General features: G+C 30.7%; 28 protein-coding genes. 18 read left to right on the top strand and 10 right to left on the bottom strand.

What is annotated here, in order from left to right:
- Positions 1-85 precede the first annotated feature (85 nt).
- Positions 86-805 (top strand): SAM-dependent methyltransferase, encoded by a 720-nt coding sequence (locus AC34EU_RS04665; RefSeq protein ID WP_487533938.1) that lies wholly within the window; start codon positions 86-88, stop codon positions 803-805.
- Here AC34EU_RS04665 and mltG read toward each other — a convergent pair.
- The 3 genes from mltG to dapF are packed head-to-tail and all read right to left on the bottom strand — an operon-like array spanning position 802 to position 3,091.
- Positions 802-1,851, bottom strand: a complete 1,050-nt coding sequence (gene mltG / locus AC34EU_RS04660; protein WP_489696084.1) for an endolytic transglycosylase MltG — start codon at positions 1,849-1,851, stop codon at positions 802-804. The genes AC34EU_RS04665 and mltG overlap by 4 nt on opposite strands.
- Positions 1,848-2,312: a GNAT family N-acetyltransferase gene (locus tag AC34EU_RS04655; RefSeq protein WP_487533940.1), complete on the bottom strand. Its 465-nt coding sequence runs from the start codon at positions 2,310-2,312 to the stop codon at positions 1,848-1,850. The genes mltG and AC34EU_RS04655 overlap by 4 nt, the downstream gene beginning before the upstream one ends.
- A gap of 2 nt (positions 2,313-2,314) precedes the next feature.
- Positions 2,315-3,091 carry a diaminopimelate epimerase gene (gene dapF, locus AC34EU_RS04650; protein WP_487533941.1) on the bottom strand — a complete coding sequence of 259 codons (777 nt, stop codon included), beginning with the start codon at positions 3,089-3,091 and terminating at the stop codon, positions 2,315-2,317.
- Between the two features lie 88 nt (positions 3,092-3,179).
- Here dapF and AC34EU_RS04645 point away from each other — a divergent pair, with 88 nt between their 5' ends.
- The 12 genes from AC34EU_RS04645 to AC34EU_RS04590 all read left to right on the top strand — a co-directional run bounded on the left by AC34EU_RS04645 (position 3,180) and on the right by AC34EU_RS04590 (position 14,425).
- Entirely contained in the window at positions 3,180-4,550 is a 1,371-nt protein-coding gene (locus tag AC34EU_RS04645; RefSeq protein WP_487533942.1) for a trypsin-like peptidase domain-containing protein, read from the top strand.
- Positions 4,551-4,614: 64 nt separating this feature from the next.
- A complete protein-coding gene (trmD, locus tag AC34EU_RS04640; RefSeq protein ID WP_487533943.1) occupies positions 4,615-5,292 on the top strand; it encodes a tRNA (guanosine(37)-N1)-methyltransferase TrmD in 678 nt (225 codons plus the stop codon).
- 110 nt (positions 5,293-5,402) lie between these two features.
- Positions 5,403-5,753: a 50S ribosomal protein L19 gene (gene rplS / locus AC34EU_RS04635; RefSeq protein WP_487533944.1), complete on the top strand. Its 351-nt coding sequence runs from the start codon at positions 5,403-5,405 to the stop codon at positions 5,751-5,753.
- Between the two features lie 113 nt (positions 5,754-5,866).
- Positions 5,867-7,093: an NADP-dependent isocitrate dehydrogenase gene (locus tag AC34EU_RS04630; RefSeq protein WP_489696083.1), complete on the top strand. Its 1,227-nt coding sequence runs from the start codon at positions 5,867-5,869 to the stop codon at positions 7,091-7,093.
- 72 nt (positions 7,094-7,165) lie between these two features.
- Positions 7,166-7,984: an N-acetylmuramic acid 6-phosphate etherase gene (gene murQ / locus AC34EU_RS04625; protein ID WP_487533946.1), complete on the top strand. Its 819-nt coding sequence runs from the start codon at positions 7,166-7,168 to the stop codon at positions 7,982-7,984.
- Complete coding sequence (locus tag AC34EU_RS04620) at positions 7,977-8,213, top strand: DUF6095 family protein (protein ID WP_487533947.1); 237 nt, start codon at positions 7,977-7,979, stop codon at positions 8,211-8,213. The genes murQ and AC34EU_RS04620 overlap by 8 nt, the downstream gene beginning before the upstream one ends.
- Before the next feature lie 58 nt (positions 8,214-8,271).
- Complete coding sequence (gene thrS, locus AC34EU_RS04615) at positions 8,272-10,218, top strand: threonine--tRNA ligase (RefSeq protein ID WP_487533948.1); 1,947 nt, start codon at positions 8,272-8,274, stop codon at positions 10,216-10,218.
- A 59-nt stretch (positions 10,219-10,277) separates the two neighbouring features.
- Entirely contained in the window at positions 10,278-10,790 is a 513-nt protein-coding gene (infC, locus tag AC34EU_RS04610; protein WP_489666839.1) for a translation initiation factor IF-3, read from the top strand.
- Between the two features lie 24 nt (positions 10,791-10,814).
- A complete protein-coding gene (gene rpmI / locus AC34EU_RS04605) occupies positions 10,815-11,012 on the top strand; it encodes a 50S ribosomal protein L35 (RefSeq protein ID WP_487533949.1) in 198 nt (65 codons plus the stop codon).
- A gap of 87 nt (positions 11,013-11,099) precedes the next feature.
- Positions 11,100-11,444, top strand: a complete 345-nt coding sequence (gene rplT / locus AC34EU_RS04600) for a 50S ribosomal protein L20 (RefSeq protein WP_487533950.1) — start codon at positions 11,100-11,102, stop codon at positions 11,442-11,444.
- 62 nt (positions 11,445-11,506) lie between these two features.
- Positions 11,507-11,857: an arsenate reductase (glutaredoxin) gene (gene arsC, locus AC34EU_RS04595; protein ID WP_489696082.1), complete on the top strand. Its 351-nt coding sequence runs from the start codon at positions 11,507-11,509 to the stop codon at positions 11,855-11,857.
- Between the two features lie 66 nt (positions 11,858-11,923).
- Positions 11,924-14,425: a TonB-dependent receptor gene (locus AC34EU_RS04590; protein WP_489696081.1), complete on the top strand. Its 2,502-nt coding sequence runs from the start codon at positions 11,924-11,926 to the stop codon at positions 14,423-14,425.
- Positions 14,426-14,430: 5 nt separating this feature from the next.
- Here the strand turns inward: AC34EU_RS04590 and AC34EU_RS04585 are convergent, their stop codons facing one another.
- Positions 14,431-14,610, bottom strand: coding sequence for a hypothetical protein (locus tag AC34EU_RS04585; protein WP_487533953.1), 180 nt, complete (start codon positions 14,608-14,610; stop codon positions 14,431-14,433).
- 97 nt (positions 14,611-14,707) lie between these two features.
- On the opposite strand from AC34EU_RS04585, the gene fumC reads away from it, so the two are divergent.
- A complete protein-coding gene (fumC, locus tag AC34EU_RS04580) occupies positions 14,708-16,102 on the top strand; it encodes a class II fumarate hydratase (RefSeq protein ID WP_487533954.1) in 1,395 nt (464 codons plus the stop codon).
- Entirely contained in the window at positions 16,095-16,565 is a 471-nt protein-coding gene (locus AC34EU_RS04575; protein ID WP_487533955.1) for a GNAT family N-acetyltransferase, read from the top strand. The genes fumC and AC34EU_RS04575 overlap by 8 nt, the downstream gene beginning before the upstream one ends.
- Here AC34EU_RS04575 and ettA read toward each other — a convergent pair.
- From ettA to dnaK, 5 genes are all read right to left on the bottom strand, one after another.
- A complete protein-coding gene (ettA, locus tag AC34EU_RS04570) occupies positions 16,562-18,256 on the bottom strand; it encodes an energy-dependent translational throttle protein EttA (RefSeq protein ID WP_489696080.1) in 1,695 nt (564 codons plus the stop codon). The two genes, AC34EU_RS04575 and ettA, sit on opposite strands and share 4 nt — an antisense overlap.
- A gap of 2 nt (positions 18,257-18,258) precedes the next feature.
- Positions 18,259-18,438, bottom strand: a complete 180-nt coding sequence (locus AC34EU_RS04565; protein WP_487533957.1) for a CAL67264 family membrane protein — start codon at positions 18,436-18,438, stop codon at positions 18,259-18,261.
- Between the two features lie 28 nt (positions 18,439-18,466).
- Entirely contained in the window at positions 18,467-19,384 is a 918-nt protein-coding gene (locus AC34EU_RS04560) for a CPBP family intramembrane glutamic endopeptidase (protein WP_487533958.1), read from the bottom strand.
- Between the two features lie 112 nt (positions 19,385-19,496).
- On the bottom strand, positions 19,497-19,910 hold the full coding sequence (locus AC34EU_RS04555) for a hotdog fold thioesterase (RefSeq protein WP_487533959.1): 414 nt from the start codon (positions 19,908-19,910) through the stop codon (positions 19,497-19,499).
- Between the two features lie 48 nt (positions 19,911-19,958).
- Positions 19,959-21,881: a molecular chaperone DnaK gene (dnaK, locus tag AC34EU_RS04550; protein WP_487533960.1), complete on the bottom strand. Its 1,923-nt coding sequence runs from the start codon at positions 21,879-21,881 to the stop codon at positions 19,959-19,961.
- Positions 21,882-22,023: 142 nt separating this feature from the next.
- On the opposite strand from dnaK, the gene panB reads away from it, so the two are divergent.
- The gene (gene panB / locus AC34EU_RS04545; RefSeq protein WP_487533961.1) at positions 22,024-22,842 is read left to right on the top strand and encodes a 3-methyl-2-oxobutanoate hydroxymethyltransferase; all 819 of its coding nucleotides are present in this window, start codon (positions 22,024-22,026) and stop codon (positions 22,840-22,842) included.
- A gap of 3 nt (positions 22,843-22,845) precedes the next feature.
- Positions 22,846-23,532: an RluA family pseudouridine synthase gene (locus AC34EU_RS04540; protein ID WP_487533962.1), complete on the top strand. Its 687-nt coding sequence runs from the start codon at positions 22,846-22,848 to the stop codon at positions 23,530-23,532.
- Here the strand turns inward: AC34EU_RS04540 and AC34EU_RS04535 are convergent.
- Positions 23,495-25,066 (bottom strand): hypothetical protein, encoded by a 1,572-nt coding sequence (locus AC34EU_RS04535; protein ID WP_487533963.1) that lies wholly within the window; start codon positions 25,064-25,066, stop codon positions 23,495-23,497. The genes AC34EU_RS04540 and AC34EU_RS04535 overlap by 38 nt on opposite strands.
- A 143-nt stretch (positions 25,067-25,209) precedes the next feature.
- Between AC34EU_RS04535 and AC34EU_RS04530 the strand changes: the two genes are divergently transcribed.
- Positions 25,210-26,364 carry a 2-isopropylmalate synthase gene (locus AC34EU_RS04530; protein WP_487533964.1) on the top strand — a complete coding sequence of 385 codons (1,155 nt, stop codon included), beginning with the start codon at positions 25,210-25,212 and terminating at the stop codon, positions 26,362-26,364.

The following is a 26,364-nucleotide window of genomic DNA, read 5'->3' as shown; positions in this document are numbered from 1 at the left end:
TACTACGGAGGAGTGAAAGATTTTAATGATTGTTTTAAATTAATTAATTTTGCTTATGAAAAATAGCTTCTAAATTTATTATAAAATGAGAAAAAATGGATACTTATATTTAATTCCAAACACCATTGGCAATTATGAAGTCGATAGGAATATTCCTGTCGAGGTAAAAAATATTATTGAGAAATTAAATTATTTTATTGTTGAAAATGAAAAAGTTGCAAGAAAATACATTAAGCTAGTATCACCTTATAGATCTCAAGAAAAAATCACCATGTATCCATTAAATAAGCACACTTCATTAAATGAATCAGATTCTTATTTGAATATCTGCTTGAAAGGCCAATCGATTGGATTAATTTCAGATGCGGGATGTCCAGGAATTGCAGATCCAGGAGCATTAATAGTTTCCAAAGCTCATAATCTCAACATAAAGGTTAAACCTTTAGTTGGACCCTCATCTATACTTTTAGCTTTAATGGCATCGGGCATGAATGGTCAGAACTTTGCATTTAACGGGTATCTTCCAATAGAAAAAAAAGAAAGATTTAAAAAAATTAAATTTTTTGAAAAAAGGTCGTTAAATGAAAATCAATCTCAAATATTTATTGAAACCCCCTACCGAAACAACTCATTATTTAATGATCTAATTAATATCTTGTCAAATTCAACTGAACTTTGCATAGCAACTGATATAAGTCTTAATTCTGAGAGAATAAAAAGTGAATCAGTAGATAATTGGAAGAAAATTAATAAGGAAGATTTAAATAAGCGACCTTCAATTTTTATTTTAAATAGTGGGTTTTAGCGATAGACTTTCTTCTTATTTATCCAACGAATATATTTTTTTTTATTAGAATTATGTTCTCTTAAGTTTTTCCCGAAAAGATGATACCCTCTGTTTTCAGGATCAGCGACAAAATATAAAAATTTATGGTTTTCGGCATTTAACACTGCATCAACTGCGTCGAGATCTGGCATACAAATTGGACCTGGAGGAAGACCTCTATTCCGATATGTATTGTAAGGAGATTTAATTTTTAAATCTTTATATAACACTCTTTTTATTTTTTTATTAAAATTTCCTATTTTTTTTTTGAGAGCAAAAATAACTGTTGGATCAGCTTGAAGTCGCATACGTTTTTTTAATCTATTTAAATAAACACCTGCAATTCTTGGTCTTTCATCTTTCATTACTGATTCTCTTTGAACTATAGAAGCTAAAACAGAAACTTCCTGTTGGGACAGACCTATCTGTTTTGCTTTTAATATTCGTTTATTATTCCAAAAACTATTGTAAGACTCTAACATTTTGTTTCTAAAATTATTAGCGCTAGTATCCCAAAAAAGCTCGTAAGTATTTGGCAGGTACATTGAAATAGCGTTTAAGGAGTTGAACCCATTGAGGAGCATAAAATTCTTATCATAAAATGCTTTTAACAAGGAAACACTGTCAAGGGCAATTTGTCTTGAAACTCTTCCAGCAAGATTCTCTATCCTTTCGTGATTATTAAAAACAACCTTAACAGTTTTACTCTTACTTCTTAAAATATTAATTATTTCATTATTATTACTTTGCTTAGGAATGACATACAATCCGGATTTAACTCTTGATGAATATCCTTTTTTTTCTGCAGCTAAATTAAAGTAAAATGAAGATTTGAGAAAAGAGTTGAGTTGACTATTTATTTCATTAAAATCAGAATTTGGCTTAATGTATAGTTTGATGTCTTCTGATTCGAATTTTGTATTTGATGCAAAAAAAGTATTATAAAACCTTAAACCAAAAAAGACTATAGCTGCTAATAAAAAAGGAATGAGACTTAAAAAAAATCTACGAATAACTTTATTCATTCAATATTTTTTTCATATAAATCATTATGTTTTTTAACAAAACCTGATTTATTAAACAATTTAATACTTTTTATATTATTTATTTCAATAGAAGCACATAACTTGTCAATTTCAACATGATTTACACAATATAATTCTAAGAGTTGAATTGAATCATATCCTACTCCTAAGTTTCTATATTTATCTAAAACCACTATCCCTATAAATGCCTCACGTTTTACTAAATTATATTCAAATAAATCTATAAAACCTAGTATGTCAATTTTATTAGATGAAATAACAAATCTTTTTTGCTTTGCCTCAATAATATCTTGAACTGATGCGTTTTTAATATAATTTTTAATTGTTGATTTTGAGAAAGGTTTGTCTTGTAATGAATAATTCCACAAGCTTTCATCATTTTCTGTTTCTAAAAGAATATTTATATCTGAATCTTTGAGATTACGTAGGAATATTTTCATATTTAAAAAACAATTTCACCTTTAAAAACTTGCTTTACTGGTCCTTCTAAAGTAACTCCTGAGTATGTTTTATTGAACTTGAAAGAAACAACTAGATCACCGCCCAAAGTTTTAATTTTAATTTTATTTTGACTTGTTCTCCCTTTGCTATGCATAGCAATAGCTGATGCTACTGCGCCAGAGCCACATGATAAAGTTTCATCTTCAACTCCTCTCTCATATGTTCTAACCATAAACTCTTTAGAAGATGTTTTTTTTATAAAATTTACATTAACTCCGTTTGGACTATAAATTTTTGAATATCTTATTTTTGAACCAATTTGCTTTACATCAATTAAATCTATTTTAGATTTTTCAATAATATGATGAGGAGATCCTGAATCAATAAATGTATAATTTTTAAATTTTAATATTTCATCAATATTATTCATTTTTAAAATGACTTTTGAATCACTTATTATTTGTGCTTCATGAGGTCCATCTATTGCTAAAAAAACAGTACTAGATTTTATTATTTTTAAAAAATAAGCAAAATGCACTATACACCTTCCTCCGTTTCCACACATAGAACTGATTTTACCATCAGAATTAAAATATATCATTTCAAAGTCATATTTTTTATGATTTCTTAATAAGATAAAACCATCTGAACCAATACCATTTTTTCTATCACAAATCTCCTTTATCTTTTTAATTGAAAATGAATAATTAAATTCACGATCATCTAGTATAATAAAATCATTTCCAGCTCCGTGATATTTATAAAATTTGATTATCATGACTTATCAAAAATAGTTAAAAACTAGTTAAAGGTTGACAAACATTCATTCATCTTGTTAATTTAGCATTATTAAAAATTAATATTCAATGAAATTATATTTTAAATTGTTAATTACCGGATGCCTAAGCAGCCTAATCACTTTGTTTATTTACGATAAATTAAACTCCGAACAAATCCAGGTTATTAGTGATTACCAATTAGACGCTCCAATAAAACAGGTTAATTATATTAGCAATATTGAAGAAACTGATTTCACCACAGCTGCTAATAAAACCATAAATGCGGTAGTACATATTAAAAATACAAGCAACTATATTGAAGATTCAAAAAACTGGCTCTATAATTTTTATGGAGAATCAGCGCCTAAAAAAATTGGAAGTGGCTCAGGTGTGATTATTTCTCCTGATGGATACATTATAACAAATGAACATGTAATTGAGGGTGCATCTGAAATTGAGGTTACAATAAATAATAATAAAGCCTATAAAGCTATACTTGTAGGGTCAGATCCATATACCGACATTGCTGTTTTAAAAATTAAGTCAAAATCACCCTTAAGCTACATTCCATTTGGAGACTCTGAATTAATAAAAATTGGAGAGTGGGTTTTGGCTGTTGGGAATCCATTTAATTTAAATTCTACAGTAACTGCAGGAATAGTAAGTGCCAAGTCAAGAGATTTAAATAAGTTAGATCGTAAAAATCAGTCCTTTATTCAAACTGATGCTGCTGTAAATCAAGGAAATAGTGGAGGTGCTTTAATTAATACAAGGGGAGAGTTAATAGGCATTAACACTGCAATAACTTCAATGACTGGTGGATTTGTAGGCTACTCTTTTGCTGTTCCAAGCAACCTTGCAAGAAAAGTTTTTGAAGATCTATTAGAGTATGGAAATGTTCAAAAGGGTCTACTTGGTGTAACTGGAAATGCTTTAAATCAAAAACTTGCTGAAAGACTAAAAACAGATCAAACAGAAGGTTTTTATGTTAATAGTGTTGAGCCTAATCTTGGTGCCGAGGAAGCTGGTATAATTAAGAATGATATAATTATTGAAATAGATAACGTAAAAATTAATAAGTTCTCTGACATGTCAGGTTATTTATCGACCAAACGTCCAGGTAATAGTGTAAGGGTCAAATATATTAGGGACGGTAAAACTTTTACAATTAATATTATTTTAAAAAAAATAACTAGAATAATTTTTTTAGGAATGGAACTGAAAAATATTTCTGAAAATGATAAAAAAATAATTAAAGATAATGTAGGGGTTAAAATTACAAACATTCAAAACTCTAGACTGTATAGTTTTGGTATTGACAATGACTATTTCTTGCTTGAAATTAACGATATAGAAATAAATGATATTAGTGAAATTGACAGAATAAATATTGAATCGATCAAATCTATACTCTTTATGAGTGCCTCTGGAGAAAAAGAACGCATTATATTTGAATAAAATGCTTAATTAATAAATCAAAATATTAAAATGATTTTTTTTATAGTATTTTTTAACGATAATTATGCGATTAGATATAATAACACTTTTTCCTGAACTGATTGAGAGCCCTTTTAATGCATCAATAATAAAAAGAGCAAAAGAATTCGGACTTGTCAAAATATTTTTTCACAACCCTAGAGATTTTAGTTCTAATAAATTCAAACAAGTAGATGATTATCAATACGGAGGTGGAGCCGGAATGGTTATGATGATAGAGCCAATTGTTAAGTGCATTAAAAGTCTTCAATCTAAACGCAATTATGATCAGATAATTTATTTAACACCAGATGGCGAAACTCTTAATCAGTCTACTGCAAATAGGTTGTCAAATACAACTAATTTAATTTTACTTTGTGGACATTATAAAGGAGTTGATCAAAGAATACGAGATAATTTTATCACGCAAGAAATTTCAATAGGAGATTTTGTGTTGTCAGGTGGAGAACTGGCTGCTGCTGTTTTATGTGATTCAATTGTAAGACTTTTACCTGGAGTTATAAGTGATGGATCTTCTGCCTTGTCAGACAGCTTCCAAGATGGTATTTTAGCCCCACCTATATACACTAGACCAGCTGAATATGAAGGCATGAGTGTTCCTGCGATACTTCTTTCTGGAAATACACCTAAAATCGAGGAATGGAGAGAGAAAAAATCAATTGAGTTAACTAAAAAGCTCAGACCAGATTTACTTGATGATTAAATATTAATAGTGTTTTTCTATTAAATAAAAAAAAAGTACTTTTGCCCGGTAAATTAACCACTGGCGAAAATCGTGAATGTTGCTTTACTTATAATTATAATGCAATAAACATGGAAGCATTAATTGACTTCATTGAAAAAGAGTTCATTCCTCAAAACAAATTTCCCAAATTCTCTTCTGGAGACACTATAACTGTTTATTATCAAATTCGTGAAGGCGAAAAAATAAGAACTCAGTTTTTTAAAGGTGTTGTTATTCAAATAAAAGGAAAAGGAGAGTCAAAAACTTTTACCATTAGAAAAATGTCAGGAACAATTGGTGTTGAAAGAATATTTCCACTGAACCTTCCGACAATTGAAAAAATAGAAATTAACAAACAAGGTAAAGTAAGACGTTCACGTATTTACTATTTTAAAAACCTTACCGGTAAGAAAGCACGTATAAAAGAAGTTGTAACATAATAAGTTAAAAAAAACCGCCAAAAAGCGGTTTTTTTTATTTACATATCTTAAATATTATAAATCTACAAATACAAGTTATTGTATATTTATCCACGCAATTAATAAATTATAAAATGTCCAAAATACAAGTTAAAAACCCTGTGGTAGAAATAGATGGAGACGAAATGACCAGAATAATTTGGAAGTTCATAAAAGAAAAGCTGATCTTACCTTACATTGAGGTTGATTTAAAATATTTTGATTTAGGTATTAAAAACAGAGACTTTACTGATGATCAAATTACAATAGACGCAGCCAACGCAATCAAAGAGTTTAATGTAGGTGTAAAATGTGCTACTATAACCCCAGACGAACAGAGGGTTCAAGAATATTTATTAAAAAAAATGTGGAGATCTCCAAATGGAACAATAAGAAATATTGTTGGAGGTACTGTTTTCAGAGAGCCAATTATAATGAAAAATGTTCCTAGATATGTTCAAGGCTGGACAAAACCAATATGTATTGGAAGACATGCTTTCGGAGATCAGTATAAAGCAACTGATATTGTAACACATGGAAAAGGTAAGCTTACAATGACTTTTACTCCAGAGGACGGTAGTGATGTGAAATCATGGGAAGTATATAACTTTCAGGAAAATGGCATAGCTATGAGTATGTATAATATAGACTCATCAATTTATGGGTTTGCTAGATCTTGTATGAATAGGGCTTTAGATAAAAAATGGCCCCTGTATTTATCGACAAAAAATACTATTCTAAAGGCATATGATGGTCGATTTAAGGATATTTTTCAAGATGTTTTTGACAAAGAATTTAAAAATTTGTTTAATTCAGCAGGCATATCATATGAACATAGACTAATAGACGACATGGTAGCAGCTGCAATGAAATGGAATGGAGGGTTTGTGTGGGCTTGTAAGAATTATGATGGAGATGTTCAATCTGACACAGTAGCTCAAGGCTTTGGGTCTCTTGGTTTAATGTCGTCTACTTTAGTTACCCCAGATGGAAAAACAATGGAAGCAGAAGCGGCACATGGAACTGTTACTAGACACTACAGGAAACACCAAAAAGGGGAGGCTACATCTACTAATCCAATTGCTTCAATTTTTGCATGGACAAAAGGTCTATCCTTTAGGGGTAAGTTAGATCAAAACCATGATTTAATAAATTTTTGTGAATTACTTGAAAGCGTCTGTATTGGAACAGTAGAAAGTGGGAAAATGACAAAAGATCTAGCGTTGTTAATTCACAAGGAAAATCTAACCAGTTCAGACTACTTAACTACTCAAGGATTTCTCAATGAAATTAAACTAAATCTTGATGCTAAATTGGCATAATTTAATTAAGAAAAACTTATAGATATTTTAAATAATTTTGAATTTAGATTAACTTACGAGTAATTTAAGATTATGGATTATCGAAAAATAACTGAAGAAGATTCTAACCATGACGACTTAGAATGTAAGTCTGTTAATGAAATCATCAAAGGAATACATTCTGAAGACTTCAATGCCTTAAAAGCAATTGAAGAAGTAATTCCCGTAATAGAAAAAGTTATTGAAAAGATAATTATTCAACTTAATAAAAATGGTCGTTTATTTTATATTGGAGCTGGAACCAGTGGCCGACTGGGGGTTTTAGACGCTTCCGAATGCCCCCCTACTTTTGGGACTGATCCAGGTCTTGTTATTGGTATAATTGCAGGAGGAGATCCTGCGTTAAGAAATTCTATTGAAAATGCAGAAGATGATTTTTTAGAAGGATGGAAAGAATTAAAAAACCATAATGTTAATTCGAATGATTTTGTAATTGGAATAGCAGCTTCAGGATCAACACCTTTTGTAGTTGGTTCTCTAAAAAATTGTCAACAAAACAAAATACCTACAGCATGCATCTGCTCCAATCCAAAAAGTCCAATAACAAAATATTCTGATTATGCTATTGAGGTTGTCGTTGGTCCAGAATACATTACTGGAAGTTCAAGAATGAAAGCCGGAACCTCTCAAAAACTTATACTTAATATGATTTCTTCAGCTACAATGATTAAATTAGGACGTATAAAAGGAAATAAAATGATTGATATTCAAATAACTAACGAAAAGCTTGAAAACCGAGCGTGTAGAATGATTCAAGAAAGTCTAAATATTAATTATTCTAAAGCTTTTGATTTGTTAAAAAAACATAAAAGTGTTAGAAAGGCTATTGAATTCAAAAAACATAATGAATAAAATTATATTTATACAGGGTATAAAGAAGTTAACTTTTGCAATTATATTTGCATTTCTTGGCCCTTTTACAATTCAGCAAGCTTTTCAAAATAAAGACCATCAATTTTACTTGTATGTTCTAGTATTAGGAGTTATTATAGCTGGACTTTCTATAACTTTAGGTTTTTTAGGAATCTTAAATTTGGTTGGCTCTTTGTTTAATGATTTTAAAAATAAAACAGATTCTTAACTCTACCCTTTGTTAACATCCATAGTCAGCTTATCTTTACAAAGATTATAATATTGATATGATTAAAATAACATTTCCAGATGGAGCAAATAAAAACTATAAAAGTGGCGTGTCTGTTTTAGAGGTTGCAAATAGTATTAGCGAGGGACTCGCTAGAAATGTACTTTCTGCGAAATACAACAATCAAGTTGTTGAAACCACAACAACACTTGATAGAGATGGAAATATAATTTTCTTCACATGGAACAACGATGAAGGAAAATCAGCTTTTTGGCATTCTTCAGCCCATGTATTGGCTGAGGCTATTTTAGACATATATCCTTCTACAAAGTTAACTATAGGACCTTCCATTGAAAATGGGTTTTATTATGATGCTGACTTTGGAAACATTAGCTTTTCTGAAAAAGATCTTCCTGAACTTGAAAAAAAATTCATAGAACTTGCAAGAAATAAGTCAGTATTTAAAATGAGGAGTTGTTCAAAACACGAAGCTTTGAGTTTTTATAAAAATATTGATAATCAATTTAAAGTTGAATTGATTGATGGACTTGAAGATGGAACTATAACTTTTTGTGACCATTCTAATTTCACAGACCTATGTAGAGGTGGACACATTCCTAATACAGGACTAATTAAAGCCGTTAAACTAACTTCCGTTGCAGGCGCGTATTGGCGTGGAGATGAAACTAAACAACAACTAACTCGTATTTATGGTATTTCTTTTCCAAAGAACAAAGAACTTACTGAATATCTCGAATTAATTGAGGAGGCAAAAAAAAGAGATCATCGTAAGCTAGGTAAAGAATTAGAATTATTTACTTTTTCTAAGAAAGTTGGAATTGGATTACCTCTATGGTTACCCAAAGGAGCTGCACTTCGAGAAAGACTTGAAGGTTTTTTGAAAAAGGCTCAAAAAATAGCAGGATACGAACAAGTGATTTCTCCACACATAGGGAGTAAGGAGCTTTATATGACATCAGGTCATTTTCAAAAATATGGATCAGATAGCTTTCAGCCAATTGAAACTCCAACAGAGGGTGAAAGTTTTTTATTAAAACCTATGAATTGTCCTCATCATTGCGAGATATACAATGCAAGACCCTGGAGCTATAAAGAGCTTCCAAAAAGATATGCAGAGTTTGGAACTGTATATAGGTATGAACAAAGTGGAGAGCTTCATGGTTTAACAAGAGTGAGATGTTTTACTCAAGATGATGCTCATATTTTTTGCATGCCTAGTCAATTAAATCAAGAGTTTAAAAATGTTATTGATCTAGTGTTACATGTTTTTAATTCTTTAGGTTTTGATAATTTTGTTGCACAAGTTTCTTTAAGAGATAAAAATAATCCTGAAAAGTATATAGGAAGTGATGAAAATTGGGAATTAGCAGAAAAAGCAATTATAAATGCTACAAAGGAAAAAGGTCTTAAATATGTGATTGAATATGGTGAAGCAGCTTTTTATGGACCAAAGCTAGATTTTATAGTTAAAGATGCATTGGGCAGAAAATGGCAGCTTGGCACAATACAAGTAGATTATAATTTACCTGAAAGGTTTGAATTAACTTACAAAGGTGATGATAATGAATTACATCAACCTGTAATGATTCATAGAGCTCCTTTTGGTAGTTTAGAAAGATTTGTTGCTATATTATTAGAACATACTGGAGGAAATTTCCCTATTTGGCTTGCTCCAGAACAAGTAATAATTTTATGTGTTAGCGAAAAACATGAAAAATACGCTGAAAAAGTTTTAAATTACTTAGAAAATAACGAAATTCGCGCCTCGCTAGATTCTCGAAATGAGACCATTGGTAAAAAAATACGTCAAGCAGAAATGAATAAAATTCCATTTATGTTGATAGTGGGTGAAAAAGAACATTCAAATCAGTCTGTATCTGTAAGGAAACATAGAGAAGGAGATTTGGGGAGTAAATCAACTAAAGAGTTAGTTGATTTAATTAAAAAAGAGGTAGACAATAGTATGTCAAACTTTAAAATATAATTTAAAAAGTAGAAGTCATAGCAATTCGAAGAAGAAGAACGAATAGACCAGGTAGAATAATTAAGGAAAACCCACACTTAATTAATGAGAAAATTACAGCTCAAGAATTGCGACTAGTTGGTGACAATGTTGAAGTAGGTGTTTACAAGCTACCTCAAGCTTTAATTCTAGCCAAAGAGCTAGAGTTAGACTTAGTAGAAATATCACCTAAGGCAGTTCCTCCTGTTTGTAAAATACTAGAATACAAGAAATTCTTATACGAACAAAAGAAACGTGATAAATCAATTAAGTCAAAAGCTACTAAGGTAATTATCAAAGAAATACGTTTTGGTCCCCAAACAGACGATCATGATTATGAGTTTAAGAAAAAACATGCAGAAAAATTTCTTAAGGACGGAGCAAAACTAAAAGCTTTTGTTTTTTTCAAAGGAAGGTCTATAATTTTCAAAGAACAAGGTCACATCTTGTTGCTAAAGTTAGCCCAAGACCTTGAAGAATGGGGTAAAGTTGAGCAATTACCTGTATTAGAAGGAAAGAGAATGATAATGTTTATTGCGCCAAAGAAAAAATAATTAATACTAAAAGGATTGTAGGTTATGCCAAAAATGAAAACAAAATCAAGTGCAAAAAAAAGGTTTAAAATTACCGGTTCCGGAAAAATAAAACGAAAACATGCATTCAAAAGTCATATTTTAACAAAAAAATCTAAAAAGAGAAAACTTGCTTTGACTCATTTTGGATTGGTTCATAAAAGTGATGAAAACAATATTAAAGTTCAGCTACGATTAAAGTAACTGCACGTTAATGGTTAAAACGATTAATAAACCCTGAATATAGGCTTTAAGTACAAAATGTCGCCTAATTCAAAAAACAAATAAATTATGCCTAGATCAGTAAACTCAGTTGCTTCAAGAGCACGTAGAAAAAAAATATTAAAACAAGCCAAAGGATATTTTGGTCGTAGAAAAAATGTTTGGACAGTTGCAAAAAATGCTGTTGAAAAAGCAATGTCTTATGCATATAGAGATAGAAAAAATAACAAAAGAAATTTTAGATCTTTATGGATAACTAGAATCAATGCAGGAGCAAGATTAAACGGAATGTCTTATAGTCAATTTATGGGTAAAATTAAATCAAATAATATTGATTTAAACCGAAAAGTGCTTGCTGATTTAGCTATGAATAACCCCTCTGCTTTTGAAGCTATTCTAAATAAAATAAAATAAAATTTAATTAATTTATTAAAGACCTGCTTAGAAGTAGGTCTTTTTTTTTGTTAAAACAATTTATGTACAAAATATATCATAACCCAAGATGCAGAAAATCTAGAGAAGCTCTTGATTTTTTAAAAACTCAAGATGTTGATCATGAAGTAGTGTTATATTTAGAGAATAATTTTTCAAAAGAAGACCTTAAAATCCTATTGAATCAACTTAAAATTGATCCTAAAAAAATAATTCGTAGACAAGAACAAGTTTGGAAAGAGAATTTTAAAAATAAAGATTTAAATGAAGATCAATACCTTGAAATTATAATTACCTATCCAATACTTATTGAAAGACCAATCATAACCTACAAGAATAAAGGAGTAATAGGTAGACCTATAGATAATTTAGTGAAGTTTGTTGAAAATAATTAAACCTTTTAAATTAATAAATGTCTAACCTGGACATATTAAAATCAACAAATAATTATATTAAGATCAATGAGCAAAGTAATTAGTTTTCTATTACTATTTGGAGTAATTCACTTTTCAAAGGCACAAAGACCATCAAATACTGGTTTTCAAAAACAAAACTTAAAGGGATTGATAGTTGATAAAGAAACTGGACAACCTCTAGAGTATGCTACAATTTCTTTATCAAATTTAAAATTTCCGGAAAGAATTCAAGGAGGGATTACGGACGTTGAAGGTAATTTTAATATAGAAGTTTTTCCAGGAAAATACAATATTGAAATAGAATACATATCATTTATCAAATATGTTCAAAAGGGTTTATTAGTCAAAGGTCCGTTAGACCTGGGCTTAATTGAACTCGAAATTGAAGTTAATGCTTTGAATGAAGTTGAGGTTAGGGGAGAGAGAACGGAAGTAGAGATTCGGCTTGATAAAAAGATTTATAATGTTGGAAAAGACATAACAGTAAGAGGAGGTTCAGTCGCTGACGTTCTTGATAACATCCCTTCTGTTTCAGTTGATGTAGACGGAGCAGTTGCCTTGAGGGGGAACAGCAATGTAAGAATTTTAATTAACGGGAAACCATCTGGATTAGTTGGTATTTCAGGACCTCAAGGACTTAGACAACTCCCGGCAGAGTCTATAGAAAAGGTTGAAGTGGTAACGTCACCATCAGCTAGATATGACGCTGAAGGAACTGCTGGAATTCTAAATATAATATTGAAGAAAGAAGAGTTGATTGGTCTTAATGGAAACTTTTCCTTAAATGCTGGATCTCCTAAAAACAATAGAGGATCTGCTTCATTAAATTGGAGAACCAAAAAATGGAATATTTTTAGCACTACAACGATTGGAGATACTCAGACAAGAGGAAACTCCTTAAATAATAATGAATATTTTAACCAAGAAAGGCCAAGCACTTATTTAAATGAAAAAAGAAATAGTGAACGTGATAGAAAAAATATATTTAACAATCTTGGAGTTGAATACTATATTAATGAAAAAAGTTCACTAATCCTCAGTGGTTTTTATAGAACCAGTGATAATTTAAATAACACTACAAATGACATAAGAGAACTTAATATATCAAGAGATATAACTGGTTATGTTCAAAGAACTGAAAATGAAGACGAAAAAGATGATTCATTTCAATATTCTCTTGATTATGACAATAAAATTGATGAAAATGGTCAAAAAATAACTGCAAGAATTCAATATGAAGAAAGCTCTGAGGATGAAATTGGTAATATAAAATCTAGTACTAAATTACCTAGTCTACTCCCCTCCTTATATGAAAAAGTTTCTACTCTTGAGGGTCAAAAAAGATTTTTAATCCAAACAGACTATGTTTGGCCAATTGATGAAAATACTCAATTTGAACTTGGTTACAGAGGTAGGTTTAATAGCCAAACTACTGATTATGAGGTTGGATATCTAAATCAAACTCAAGACGCAATATCACCTGATAGTTACAATATAGATACTAACTTATCAAATATATTAACATATAAAGAGTATGTCAATGCATTCTATAGTCAGTATGGGCAAAAGATAAATAAATTTTCGTATTTATTAGGTCTTCGAATTGAAAACTCAAATATTCAAGTTGACCAAATAACTACATCTGATTATTCACAAAAAAAATATACAGACGCCTTTCCTACAGTTAATTTATCTTATGAACTGAATGAAATGGAAAATTTTACTTTGGGCTATAGCAGAAGAATTAGAAGGCCTAGATCTTATTTAATTAATCCATTTCCTTCAAGAAGTAGTGTGACTAATATTTTTCAAGGAAATCCAAATATAAATCCAAGTTATTCGAATACTTTTGATTTAGGTTATCTAAAAAGATGGAGTAAGTTTACTTTTAATAGCTCCATCTACTTACAAAAAGCAACTAGTGTTTTTACTTTTATCACCCAAGACACAGGACTAACGGTGATAGTCTCTGGAGATCCAAATGATCCAACAAGTGAAATACTAGAAGTTCCTGTTTTAAAACTTAGTCCTGTAAATTTATCAGAAAATAATCGAATTGGCACAGAGTTCAATTTAACTTATACTCCATCTAGAAAAGTAAGATTAAATGGTAATTTTAATTTATTTAATTCTGAAACTATTGGATCATATAATGGAACTAGTTTTGATGCTGAAAATTTGAGTTGGCGAGCTAGAATTAATGCAACCATAAAACTCCCTTTTGATATTGATTGGCAAACAAGAATGTTTTATAGAGGCCCTACAGAAACTGCCCAAAGTAAAAGAAAAGGCATCTTCTCTATGAGTGGTGCTTTAAATAAAGATATTTTAAAAGACAAAGGAACAATTTCATTTAGAGCCAGTGATATTTTTAATTCATCAAAAAGGATATCTGAAACTAACACACCCAGTTTTTATAGCTACGGTGAACGCCAATGGAGACAACCAACTTTTATTTTTACTTTCACATATAGAGTTAAGCAAAAGAAAAATCAAGGAAGAAGACAAATGAATCAAGATGGTGGTGGTGGAGAATTTGATTTTTAAAAAATCTATTTTACTTTTAACTTATTCTTTTTTCTAGCTTCTTTCCATTCATTGAAAGACTCCATAGCTGATCCGAAAACCCAATAAGGAATAACAAATGTTATAAGAAAAATCATAAGCCAAAAACCTATTGTAAGTATCGTTAAGAAAGCAAGAAATCCAAGATACTGATCAAATTCAAACATATTTTATATTGTTTCTACAAAAATACAATAATTATCTTTTTTTTAATGTAAAATGTAAGTTTTTGATTTGTGTACTTTTGTATAATAAAATAATGATATGAATTACAGAATCGAAAAAGACACATTAGGAGAAGTTAAAGTTCCTATAGACGCTTATTGGGGTGCTCAAACTGAACGTTCAAGGAATAATTTTAAAATTGGACCTCCTTCCTCAATGCCTATGGAAATAATATATGGATTTGCATACCTGAAAAAATCAGCTGCATATACAAATCATGAACTTGGAATACTTTCTATCAAAAAAAGAGATTTAATTTCTAAAGTTTGTGATGAAATTATTAAAGGTCAGCATGATTCTCAATTTCCGTTAGTAATATGGCAAACAGGATCAGGAACACAATCTAATATGAATATCAATGAAGTCATAGCTAATCGAGCTCATGTAATTTCCGGAAAAAAACTAGGAGTTGGTGAAAAAACATTAAACCCTAATGATGATGTCAATAAATCTCAATCTTCAAATGACACTTATCCAACAGCTATGCATATTGCAGCTTATAAGAAAATCACTGAAGTAACAGTTCCTGGTGTAGAAAAATTACATAAAGCACTAGAAAGTAAAAGAATAGAATTCAATTCAATTGTGAAAATTGGTCGAACACATTTAATGGACGCAACTCCTCTTACTTTAGGTCAAGAATTTTCAGGCTATTGTTCACAACTTAAGCATAGTATTAAAGCAATTAAAAACACCTTCTCTCATCTATCAGAACTTGCTATTGGTGGAACTGCAGTTGGAACAGGAATAAACACTCCCAAAGGGTATTCTCAAAAAGTTGCTCAATATATTGCAAAATTTACTGGTCATCCTTTTATTACTGCAGAAAACAAGTTTGAATCTCTAGCTGCTCACGATGCAATAGTTGAAACTCATGGTGCTTTGAAGCAACTGGCAGTTGCCCTTAATAAAATTGCTAATGATATTAGAATGCTATCGTCTGGTCCTAGATCAGGAATAGGAGAAATATTAATTCCAGCTAATGAGCCTGGAAGCTCAATAATGCCTGGAAAAGTTAATCCTACTCAATCAGAGGCTTTAACTATGGTTTGTGCACAGGTAATGGGTAATGACGTTGCAATTACAATAGGAGGAACTCAAGGACACTATGAATTAAACGTTTTTAAGCCTCTAATGGCAGCAAACATAATTCAATCTGCCTCACTTATTGGAGAAGCATGTGTGAGTTTTTCTGAAAATTGTGCAGAAGGCATTTTAGCTAATCATAAACGAATTGATGAGTTATTAAATAATTCTCTAATGTTAGTAACTGCTTTAAACACTAAAATTGGATATTACAAAGCTGCTGAAATCGCAAATAAAGCTCATAAGGATGGGACTTCACTTAAAGAAGCATCGCTAAGTCTGGGATATTTAACTGAAAAAGAATTTGATACCTGGGTTCGTCCTGAATTAATGACTGGAAATGAGTGATTTTGAAATAATTCCATTCAATAATAAATTTGTTCAATTTTTTATAAATTTAAATATTGAATGGCTTGAATTTTTTTTTGAAGTAGAACCGTACGATTATGAAATTTTAAAAAACTGTGAGGCATTAATTATAAATAAAGGAGGGTATATCTTTTTTGCCAAACATGAAAATGAAATCATAGGAACATTTGCTTTTATCAATAGAGTAGAAAAAATATATGAAATTGTGAAAATGGCAATTAAACCAGATCAAAGAGGTAAAGGCTATGGTAATAAAATGATTGAATTTGCAATTTCATTTGGGAAAAAAAATAATTGGAAGAAAATTTATTTGTATTCAAGTACTAAACTAAAAAACTCTATTTACCTCTACAAAAAACATAATTTTAAAGAAGTACGCATAGGAGATGAAAATCCTTACAAAAGAGGTGATATTAAAATGGAACTTTATTATAATAATTAATCTCTAGAAAGTTTTTTATACTGAATTCTTTTAGGGAGTAAGTCAGACCCTAATCTAGTCTTTTTATTCTCTTCATAATCAGAGTATGAACCTTCAAAAAAATAAACTTCAGAGTTTCCTTCGAAAGCCAAAATATGAGTACATACTCTATCTAAAAACCATCTATCATGAGATATTACAACTGCACAGCCAGCAAAATTATCTAACCCTTCTTCTAGTGCCCGTAATGTGTTTACGTCTAAATCATTTGTAGGTTCATCTAATAATAAAACATTCCCTTCCTCTCTGAGAGTCATTGCTAAATGAAGTCGATTTCTTTCACCCCCCGACAAAGAGGATACCTTTTTATTTTGTTCACTTCCACTAAAGTTAAAACGACTCAAATAAGCTCTTGAATTAACTTGTTTTCCTCCCATAACAATTAAGTCTTGTTCATTACAAAAATTAGCCCATATTGATTTATCAGATTCAATATTACTATGAGATTGATCTACATAAGCAACTTTTACTGTTTCACCTGTCTTGAAAGATCCTTTGTCGGGTGATAGTTCTTTCATTATCATTTTAAATAAGGTGGTTTTACCTGCACCATTAGGTCCAATTACTCCAACAATTCCAGCTGGAGGCAGTCTAAAGTTTAAGTCTTCATATAGAAGTTTGTCCCCAAAAGACTTGCTAACACCCTTTGCTTCAATAACCTCGTTACCTAGCCTTGGTCCTGAAGGTATATAAATTTCTAGTTTTTCATCTATTGTTTTTTGATCCTGACTAAGTAATTTATCATAATTTGATAATCTTGCTTTTTGCTTGGTCTGTCTTCCTTTTGGAGACATTCTAACCCACTCTAATTCTCGCTCTAGAGTTTTTTGTCTTTTACTAGATTGTTTTTGCTCACTCGATAGACGTTTGGATTTTTGATCTAACCAAGACGAATAATTTCCTTTCCATGGAATACCTTCTCCCCTATCTAGTTCTAATATCCACCCAGCAACATTATCTAAAAAATATCTATCATGTGTTACCGCTATAACAGTTCCTTTATACTGAGCTAAATGATGCTCAAGCCAATGAACAGATTCAGCATCTAAGTGGTTGGTTGGTTCATCTAATAATAAAATATCAGGTTTTTTAAGTAATAATCTGCATAAAGCAACTCTTCTTAACTCACCTCCAGAAAGAACAGATATTTTTTCGTTAGCATCAGGAGTTCTCAAAGCATCCATTGCTATTTCTAATTGGGTGTCTAATTCCCAAGCATTTCTAGAATCAATTTTATCCTGTAAATCAGCTTGTCTACCCATTAATTTTTCCATTTTTTCAGGGTTCTCATATACCTCTGGCAATGTAAATTGATCATTAATGGTGTTGAATTCGTCAAGAATATTAACTGTCTCAGATACACCCTCTTTAATTACATCAATAACTGTTTTACTTTGATCAACTATTGGCTCTTGCTCTAGATAACCTAAGCTATAATCCTGATTAAAAGTAACATCTCCTCTATAGTTTTTATCTACTCCAGCAATTATTTTTAAAAGAGATGATTTACCAGATCCATTTAGGCCTAAAACACCAATCTTAGCTCCATAGTAAAAGCTAAGGTGAATGTTTCTTAATACATCTTTTTGAGCTCCAGGATAGGCTTTAGAAACTCCCGTCATAGAAAAAATTATCTTTTTATCCTCTGACATACTTATATTCTTCCTCTTAATGCATTAAATGTCCATGCAATAGCATTAAAACCTAAACCCATAACTGTGAAGCCAATCGTATACTCTTTATACATAAATACTCCTAAAAGAATTAAAGCACTTCCTAATACCATTAGTATTAATGCTGCATATCCAAATATTTTATTTTTATTCAAGCTCATTTATAATAAGTTTTAAGAAATAATTGAATTAAAATTTTGATGTTAATTGAAGAAGTGAGTTTTTCCAACCATACTTTTTTGAAAAAATAAATAAAATAACTGGATAGATAATACAGATACTAATAAGCATTTCACCGTATAAATTAGGTTCAGAAATATCCTTAAGAACAGAATTAGTTTGAAATGCAGTCCAGTCTGCAGTCACAAGTAATGCTCCTGTAAGATTATTAGCTGCGTGCCAACCTATAGCTAACTCCACACCTTCATCCATTAGTGTCATAATGCCAAGAAATAAACCTGTACCTATGTAATATATCATAATACCGTAACCTAATTTACTAACTTCTGGATTTGCCAAATGTAAACTACCAAAAATTAAAGATGTTAATAATAATGGCGCCAATCGGTTTCTAAATAAATTTCCAAAACCTTGCATTAAATAACCTCTAAAAAGGAACTCTTCAAGACTTGTCTGGAGAGGAATAAAAACAATTGCTATTAAAAACATAAATAAGAAAGGAATAGGTTTAAAATTCCAAACATAATTTTCAGGTGATGTCATATAATCAAATAAAATCATACTTGCCATTATAAAAGACCAAAGTCCAAAAGCAAATAGTATTCGTTTAAAGTCAATTCTTTTTCTAGCTGTAACAACACTTGTCAATGATTGTTCGTGGATTTTACGAACAACAAGCCAAACACCAATAAATGCAAAAGCAAAAGGAAAAAGCATTAGAAATAGCCTCATATTTGGTGGGATTATATTAAGTATTTCCATTGGATTTGCTGAAGGATCAATTTCATCTGCATTACTTAACATTGAGCTAGCTAAAGCTATTAAAATTGGAATTTGCCCAATAAAATTGAAGACAATAATTATAAAGGACCCCAATAAATAGTAACCAAATCTATATATTCGACCTTCTTTATATTTTAAAAACATGTTTTTATTTTTAATTAGCGTAAGTTCACAATATAGTTATTTTTTTTTGGCAGTCTAGACTATATTGTAATCAAAGAGCAGATTTAATCAACCTAGTAATACTCAGTAGTTTTTATAAACTTTTTCTAGAGTATGTAGTTAATTTACAAATTGATATCAATTCATTTTCTTCATTTGTCACTCTGATCTCCCATAATTGAATTGTTTTACCCTTATTTACCGGTCTTGCGGTAGCATAAACATACCCACTCGAAATAGACTTTAAATGATTTGCAGAAATCTCAATACCACGAATAGTGCGTTTTGAATCTTTATTTAATATATAAGCGGCTGAACTACCAACTGTTTCTGCTAGCGCAACAGTAGCTCCACCGTGTAAAATTCCATCAGGCTGGTAAACCTTTGGGGTTACAGGCATTTTAGCAGTAACATAATCATCACCAAAATCCACAAATTCAATATCTAAGGTTTGCATTAGCGTGTTTGAGTTAGAATTAAAAACCTTTAATAAATTTGCTTTATCCATGATTATAAAAAAAACAATCTTGCGGTTACAAGGTTGTTGAATTAAGTATTACTTAACCTCTTCGAAATCAACATCCTGAACGTCATCTCCTCCAGAACTTGAATCAGGTTTAGAATTAGATTTAGGATTAGATTCAGAAGAAGCCCCTCCATCTTTTTGAGCTGATTCAGCTTGAGCTTTATACATTTCTTCTGATGCATTTTTCCAAGCATCATTTAGTTTATCAAGCTCTGGTTCAATTAATTTTAAATCTTTAGTTTCATATGCTTTTTTAAGATCTGAAAGGGCACTTTCAACTGGTTTCTTTTTATCATCTGATATTTTATCACCAAACTCTGAAAGTTGTTTTTCTGTTTGAAAAATTAGTTGATCCGCACTATTCATTTTATCAACTTGCTCTTTTGCTTTTTTATCAGATTCAGCATTAACCTCGGCTTCTTGCTTCATTTTTTCAATTTCTTCTTCAGTCAGACCTGAAGATGCCTCAATTCTAATATCCTGACTTTTACCAGAAGCTTTGTCTTGAGCGCTAACCTTTATGATTCCATTAGCATCTATATCAAATGTTACTTCAATTTGAGGAGTTCCACGAGGTGCTGGTGGAATTCCATCTAAATGAAAACGACCAATAGTTTTGTTATCTGAAGCCATAGATCTTTCACCTTGAAGTACATGAATTTCAACTGAAGGCTGATTGTCAGCAGCTGTTGAAAAGACTTGAGATTTTTTACTTGGAATAGTTGTGTTAGATTCTATTAATTTGGTCATAACGCTTCCCATAGTTTCTATACCAAGGGAAAGAGGCGTTACATCTAATAAAAGTACATCTTTAACATCACCTGTCAGAACCCCTCCTTGAATTGCAGCACCGACAGCTACTACTTCATCTGCATTCACTCCTTTAGATGGCTTTTTGCCAAAGAACCTTTCTACTTCTTCTTGAATTATAGGAATTCGAGTTGAACCACCAACTAATATAATTTCATCTATATCCGATTTAGATAAACCGGCATCGTCTAATGCTTTTTTTACTGGACTCATTGAACGTTTAACTAATTTATCAGATAATTGCTGAAATTTAGCCCTTGTTAAACTTGTCACTAAGTGCTTTGGCCCACTATCAGTAGCAGTTACGTATGGTAAATTGATTTCTGTTTGAGTTGAAGATGACAGCTCTATTTTTGCTTTTTCAGCTGCTTCCTTTAAGCGTTGAAGTGCCATAGGATCTTTGCGGAGATCTATTTTCTCTGCGGACATAAAATCATCTGCCAAAAAATTAATAATCACCTGATCAAAATCGTCCCCACCTAAGTGAGTGTCTCCGTTAGTAGATAACACTTCAAAAACTCCATCTCCAAGCTCCAAAATTGAAATATCAAAAGTACCACCTCCTAGATCATATACTGCGATTTTTCTGTCAGAACCTTTTTTATCTAAACCATATGCTAGGGCGGCGGCAGTTGGTTCATTAATAATACGCTGAACTTTCAGGCCAGCTATCTCTCCTGCTTCTTTTGTTGCTTGTCTTTGTGCATCATTAAAATATGCAGGAACTGTAATAACAGCCTCCGAAACACTTTGCCCTAAGTAATCTTCAGCTGTTTTTTTCATTTTTTGTAGAGTCATTGCTGAAAGTTCTTGTGGGGTATACAACCTTCCATCAATATCAACTCTTGGCGTATCATTATCACCCTTAACAACTTTGTATGCAGTAGTACTTAAATCATTTTTAGATTCAGAGAATTTATTACCCATGAAACGTTTGATAGATGAGATAGTTTTTGTTGGGTTTGTAACTGCTTGTCTTTTTGCAGGGTCACCTACTTTGATTTCACCACCTTCAACAAAAGCAATGACAGAGGGTGTAGTTCGTTTTCCTTCAGCATTTGGAATTACTACAGGCTCGTTTCCTTCCATTACAGATACACAAGAGTTAGTTGTTCCCAAATCAATTCCTATAATTTTACTCATTTAAATATTTTTTATTATTTACATTATCTATTCAAGCTCTATGCCAATAAAAATTATGTGACATCTTGTCATTTATAAAGGTTTACGTTTAGAAAACAATATTTTATAAAAAAGATCTTAATTTTACTTGTAAATAATAAAAATGTCAATATCAAAAAAACAATATTCACGTGTAACAACAAATAGCCTTTCAGAAATGAAACGAAATGGTGAAAAAATTGCTATGTTAACAGCTTATGATTTTACATTAGCGGGTATTATTGACAGAGCTGGAATAGATATTATTTTAGTAGGTGATTCTGCATCTAATGTTATGGCTGGCCATGAAACAACACTACCAATAACTCTAGATCAAATGATTTATCATGCAGCATCTGTAGTTAGAGGTTGTAAAAGAGCACTTGTTATTGTTGACCTGCCTTTCGGAACTTATCAAGCAGATTCAAAAGAAGCTCTTCGCTCGGCTATAAAAATAATGAAAGAATCAGGTGCGCATGCAGTTAAACTTGAAGGAGGTAAATTGGCAAAAGATTCTATTGAAAGGATACTTCAAGCCGGCATACCTGTTATGGGTCATCTGGGATTAACACCCCAATCAATATATAAGTTTGGTACATATTCAGTTAGAGCAAAAGAAGAAAAAGAAGCCAAAGAGTTAATGGAAGACGCTAAGCTTTTAGAAGATCTTGGCTGCTTTGGTATTGTTTTAGAAAAAATTCCATCAGGGTTGGCTGAAAAAGTTGCTAAAAATATTTTAACTCCAATTATTGGAATTGGTGCGGGAAATAAAGTTGACGGACAAGTATTAGTCTTGCATGATATGTTGGGAATGACTAAAGAATTTAGTCCAAGGTTTCTTAGAAGATATTTGGATCTAGATAACAAAATATCATCTGCAATAAAATCTTATTCAACCGACGTTAAATCAGGTCATTTCCCAAGTAAAGATGAGCAATATTAAAAGGTGAGTTTTAATCCAATAGATGTTTTATTTGAAGATAATCATTTGATTATTGTTAACAAAAATCCTGGGGCTCTTGTTCAGGGAGATAAAACTGGTGACAAAACTCTTGTTGATCATATAAAAGAGTTTTTAAAAAATAAATACAATAAACCAGGAGATGCATACTTAGGTGTAATCCATCGACTTGACAGACCAACAAGTGGAGTTGTTATTTTTGCAAAAACTTCAAAAGCTCTAACAAGACTTAATCAACAATTCAAAGAAAGAAAGATTGATAAGAAGTATTGGGCTATCACACAAAAGAATACTGAGATTAAATCTGGGAAACTAGAGAATTGGATAATTAAAAATTCTAAACAAAATAAGTCATATATTCACTCTAATAAAGTGCCAGGAAGCAAAGTTGCAAAACTTGAATATCAGTTAATTAAAGAATTAAAAAACTATTTACTATTAGAAGTTATTTTAGAGACAGGAAGGCATCATCAAATTAGAGCTCAGCTTTCAGAAATAGGTTTCATTATTAAAGGAGATTTAAAATATGGAAGCAAAAGAAGTAACAAAGATGGAAGCATAGATCTTCATGCTTATCAAGTTATTTTTAATCATCCTGTGACAAAAAAAAATATAAACATTAAAGCTCCGTTACCTAGAAGAGAGCCCTGGAACTCTTTTCTTTGCGATTAAACTGTTTGGCTTTTTCTCTAATAATTTCTCCAATTGGTCTGTTATCAATATTGCTTTCTAGCCATGACAGAATGTCTAAATATAAAAATGATCTTCTCTCATATCGATCTTCTTCATGTTGTTTTAACTCTTTGTGTAAATCTATGAAAGCTTGTTTAAGATCTTGAGGATAAATATCTCCTAGTTTTTTAACAAACCGAATCATTGCTTTTTGAACTTCATGCAAGTCATTCATTTTAATAAGAAACTTATAAGTTTCTCTTAAATGTACATCTAAATGATAGTCAAACCCTGCTTCATAGTGAGCTACTAAATTAAGCACCCTAGTGAAGCATAATAAATCTTCGCGCATTTTTAAGTGCTTGTTTGATATAATACGATTTAAATACAAAATACAGTTCTCATAATCATTTAAACCAAAATATGAACATGCAATTTTATAATAAAACACCATTATGTGGTGAGAATCAATTTGAGTTTTAAAGTCTTTAATTCCCAATAAAACCTCAGGAACTATATTTTTTGCACTATCAAAATCTCCTTGAAAATTATAATGATTAAATAAATTATTGTATTTGTAAAGAAAAATCAAAGTGTGAAGGTTTTCATTTTCAGGAAACTCAACACCTTTTGTTTGATTAATCATTTTATTGAGAGTTAGTTTGAACTTTTCAGGATATTTTATTAGAGTCAACGACTCTAATAAATAATTATTTCCTTTTAAATAAAAAACAGGATGTATTGATATCATCTTTGTTTCTTTTTCAAACATATCAACCCATTTAAGGGAGTATTTATAACTTGATAAAAAATCCTGAATTAAAAAACTATACCAAACATGGGCTTTATAATACCAAAGTTTTTCTCTAAACCCTAAATTATCTGAATCAATTTTTGGGAGTCTTTCATAAAAAAATTTTGTAATATTTCTGAATTCGTCATCACTTTTTGCATAACCAGTTTTAATTAATTTTTCATATAATTGAAGAGAAAGATTTGACAACTTACTAGCTAAATCATTTTGAGATATTAAACTATCTGCTTGAGAAACTAATTCCTGAGTCCTATTGGAAAGACTTCTTGTTATGTATTGAGATTCTATTACTTTTTCAAGCTCCACTATTTCATATGCTGTATACTTTTCTTCATTTAACAACGCTATATTTTTGGATTTTTCCAATAGTTTAAGGCTCTGCTTATATAGGCCTTTTTGATACAAAATAGTTGCAAAATCTAATTGCTCTCTAATTTGTAACCTAATGTTTTTATTAGCAGGATTAAGCCTTAGGCTTATCAAAATTTGTTTGTATAAATGTGCTTTTAAATTTGAGAGCTGTTGCTTGGTAACAATTTCTTTTTTTAAAATCAATCTCTCATCATAACTATCAGATTTTTCCAATAAATTAAATAAGTTTAAAAACTTTGAATCAAGGTTAGACCCCATTCTGTTAACAAAAAGCTTAAACTGTCTCTTTTCAGATTTTGTTAAAGATTTAATTAAAATAAATAGGTGTTCTTTGTGATCCTTCATCATTGTATTAAAAAAAAAATTAAATTACTGAAAATCATATATTTATGTATTAAATAAATGACTCGAGCATTGTAAATATTTTACTGAATTCTTATAATATAAACTTACAAAATTTATTTTCGTAAACGATAAATCATTTTTAAATAATGCCTAAAGACATCGTCCATATTTTTGATACTACACTTCGTGATGGAGAACAGGTGCCGGGATGTAAACTTGACACAAAAAACAAGTTGATTATAGCTGAGCAACTTGAAGCTTTAGGTGTTGATGTAATAGAAGCTGGTTTTCCAATATCAAGTCCAGGAGATTTTAAATCTGTAGTAGAAATAAGTAAGCTTATTAAAAACACTACTGTTTGTGGACTAACCAGGGCAGTTAAAAAAGATATTGATATTGCTGCAGATGCTTTAAAATATGCAAAACGTCCCAGAATTCACACTGGAATAGGAACTTCACCCATGCACATTAAGTATAAGTTTAATTCTGATAAGGATAAAATTATCCTTAGAGCCACTGAAGCGGTATCTTATGCAAAATCTAAAGTAGAAGACATAGAGTTTTATGCTGAGGATGCAGGCAGAACAGATAACGAGTTTTTAGCTAAAATTTGTGAAGCTGTTATAAAAGCTGGAGCAACAGTTCTTAATATTCCTGACACAACAGGTTATTGCTTGCCTGAAGAATACGGTAGTAAAATTAAATTTTTAAAAGAAAATGTATCTGGAGTTGATAAAGTAACTCTTTCTTGTCATTGTCATAACGATCTGGGGTTAGCGACTGCTAACTCAATATCCGGAGCATTAAACGGAGCAAGACAAATTGAATGTACAATTAATGGGATTGGTGAAAGAGCTGGAAACACATCCTTGGAGGAGGTTGTTATGATTATGCGACAACATCCAAATTTAAATATTGATACTGCTATTAACAGTCAATTACTAAATAGCATTAGCCAATTAGTCTCCGAAAGCATGGCAATGCCTGTTCAACCAAACAAGGCAATAGTTGGAGCCAACGCCTTTTCTCATAGCTCTGGAATTCATCAAGATGGTGTGATTAAACACAGGGAAACTTATGAAATAATTGATCCTAAAGATGTTGGAGTAAACGAATCAACCATATTACTCACAGCAAGATCTGGAAGAGCAGCTTTAGCTTATAGAGCAAAAATAATTGGTATAAATCTTGACAAACGTCAACTTGATAAAGTTTATAAAACGTTTCTTACTTTTGCAGATAAAAACAAAGAAGTTAGCGATAAAGATATACCTGAAATCGTTAAAAAATCTAATTTGTAA

The organism is Candidatus Marivariicella framensis (assembly GCF_982709265.1).
Note: the sequence above shows the minus strand (reverse complement) of the source record. Positions and strands in the feature narration are given on the sequence as shown.

What these genes read in the sequence shown, in the direction of transcription:
- AC34EU_RS04590 (WP_489696081.1), top strand. Translation starts at nt 11,924, where the DNA reads ATGAGCAAAGTAATTAGTTTTCTATTACTATTTGGAGTAATTCACTTT.
- AC34EU_RS04535 (WP_487533963.1), bottom strand. Translation starts at nt 25,066, where the DNA reads ATGATGAAGGATCACAAAGAACACCTATTTATTTTAATTAAATCTTTA.
- AC34EU_RS04630 (WP_489696083.1), top strand. Translation starts at nt 5,867, where the DNA reads ATGTCCAAAATACAAGTTAAAAACCCTGTGGTAGAAATAGATGGAGAC.
- trmD (WP_487533943.1), top strand. Translation starts at nt 4,615, where the DNA reads ATGCGATTAGATATAATAACACTTTTTCCTGAACTGATTGAGAGCCCT.
- rplT (WP_487533950.1), top strand. Translation starts at nt 11,100, where the DNA reads ATGCCTAGATCAGTAAACTCAGTTGCTTCAAGAGCACGTAGAAAAAAA.
- rplS (WP_487533944.1), top strand. Translation starts at nt 5,403, where the DNA reads ATGGAAGCATTAATTGACTTCATTGAAAAAGAGTTCATTCCTCAAAAC.
- ettA (WP_489696080.1), bottom strand. Translation starts at nt 18,256, where the DNA reads ATGTCAGAGGATAAAAAGATAATTTTTTCTATGACGGGAGTTTCTAAA.
- AC34EU_RS04585 (WP_487533953.1), bottom strand. Translation starts at nt 14,610, where the DNA reads ATGTTTGAATTTGATCAGTATCTTGGATTTCTTGCTTTCTTAACGATA.
- murQ (WP_487533946.1), top strand. Translation starts at nt 7,166, where the DNA reads ATGGATTATCGAAAAATAACTGAAGAAGATTCTAACCATGACGACTTA.
- fumC (WP_487533954.1), top strand. Translation starts at nt 14,708, where the DNA reads ATGAATTACAGAATCGAAAAAGACACATTAGGAGAAGTTAAAGTTCCT.
- AC34EU_RS04575 (WP_487533955.1), top strand. Translation starts at nt 16,095, where the DNA reads ATGAGTGATTTTGAAATAATTCCATTCAATAATAAATTTGTTCAATTT.
- AC34EU_RS04560 (WP_487533958.1), bottom strand. Translation starts at nt 19,384, where the DNA reads ATGTTTTTAAAATATAAAGAAGGTCGAATATATAGATTTGGTTACTAT.
- AC34EU_RS04565 (WP_487533957.1), bottom strand. Translation starts at nt 18,438, where the DNA reads ATGAGCTTGAATAAAAATAAAATATTTGGATATGCAGCATTAATACTA.
- dapF (WP_487533941.1), bottom strand. Translation starts at nt 3,091, where the DNA reads ATGATAATCAAATTTTATAAATATCACGGAGCTGGAAATGATTTTATT.
- AC34EU_RS04645 (WP_487533942.1), top strand. Translation starts at nt 3,180, where the DNA reads ATGAAATTATATTTTAAATTGTTAATTACCGGATGCCTAAGCAGCCTA.
- panB (WP_487533961.1), top strand. Translation starts at nt 22,024, where the DNA reads ATGTCAATATCAAAAAAACAATATTCACGTGTAACAACAAATAGCCTT.
- AC34EU_RS04665 (WP_487533938.1), top strand. Translation starts at nt 86, where the DNA reads ATGAGAAAAAATGGATACTTATATTTAATTCCAAACACCATTGGCAAT.
- mltG (WP_489696084.1), bottom strand. Translation starts at nt 1,851, where the DNA reads ATGAATAAAGTTATTCGTAGATTTTTTTTAAGTCTCATTCCTTTTTTA.
- AC34EU_RS04620 (WP_487533947.1), top strand. Translation starts at nt 7,977, where the DNA reads ATGAATAAAATTATATTTATACAGGGTATAAAGAAGTTAACTTTTGCA.
- AC34EU_RS04555 (WP_487533959.1), bottom strand. Translation starts at nt 19,910, where the DNA reads ATGGATAAAGCAAATTTATTAAAGGTTTTTAATTCTAACTCAAACACG.
- dnaK (WP_487533960.1), bottom strand. Translation starts at nt 21,881, where the DNA reads ATGAGTAAAATTATAGGAATTGATTTGGGAACAACTAACTCTTGTGTA.
- thrS (WP_487533948.1), top strand. Translation starts at nt 8,272, where the DNA reads ATGATTAAAATAACATTTCCAGATGGAGCAAATAAAAACTATAAAAGT.
- AC34EU_RS04655 (WP_487533940.1), bottom strand. Translation starts at nt 2,312, where the DNA reads ATGAAAATATTCCTACGTAATCTCAAAGATTCAGATATAAATATTCTT.
- arsC (WP_489696082.1), top strand. Translation starts at nt 11,507, where the DNA reads ATGTACAAAATATATCATAACCCAAGATGCAGAAAATCTAGAGAAGCT.
- rpmI (WP_487533949.1), top strand. Translation starts at nt 10,815, where the DNA reads ATGCCAAAAATGAAAACAAAATCAAGTGCAAAAAAAAGGTTTAAAATT.
- AC34EU_RS04530 (WP_487533964.1), top strand. Translation starts at nt 25,210, where the DNA reads ATGCCTAAAGACATCGTCCATATTTTTGATACTACACTTCGTGATGGA.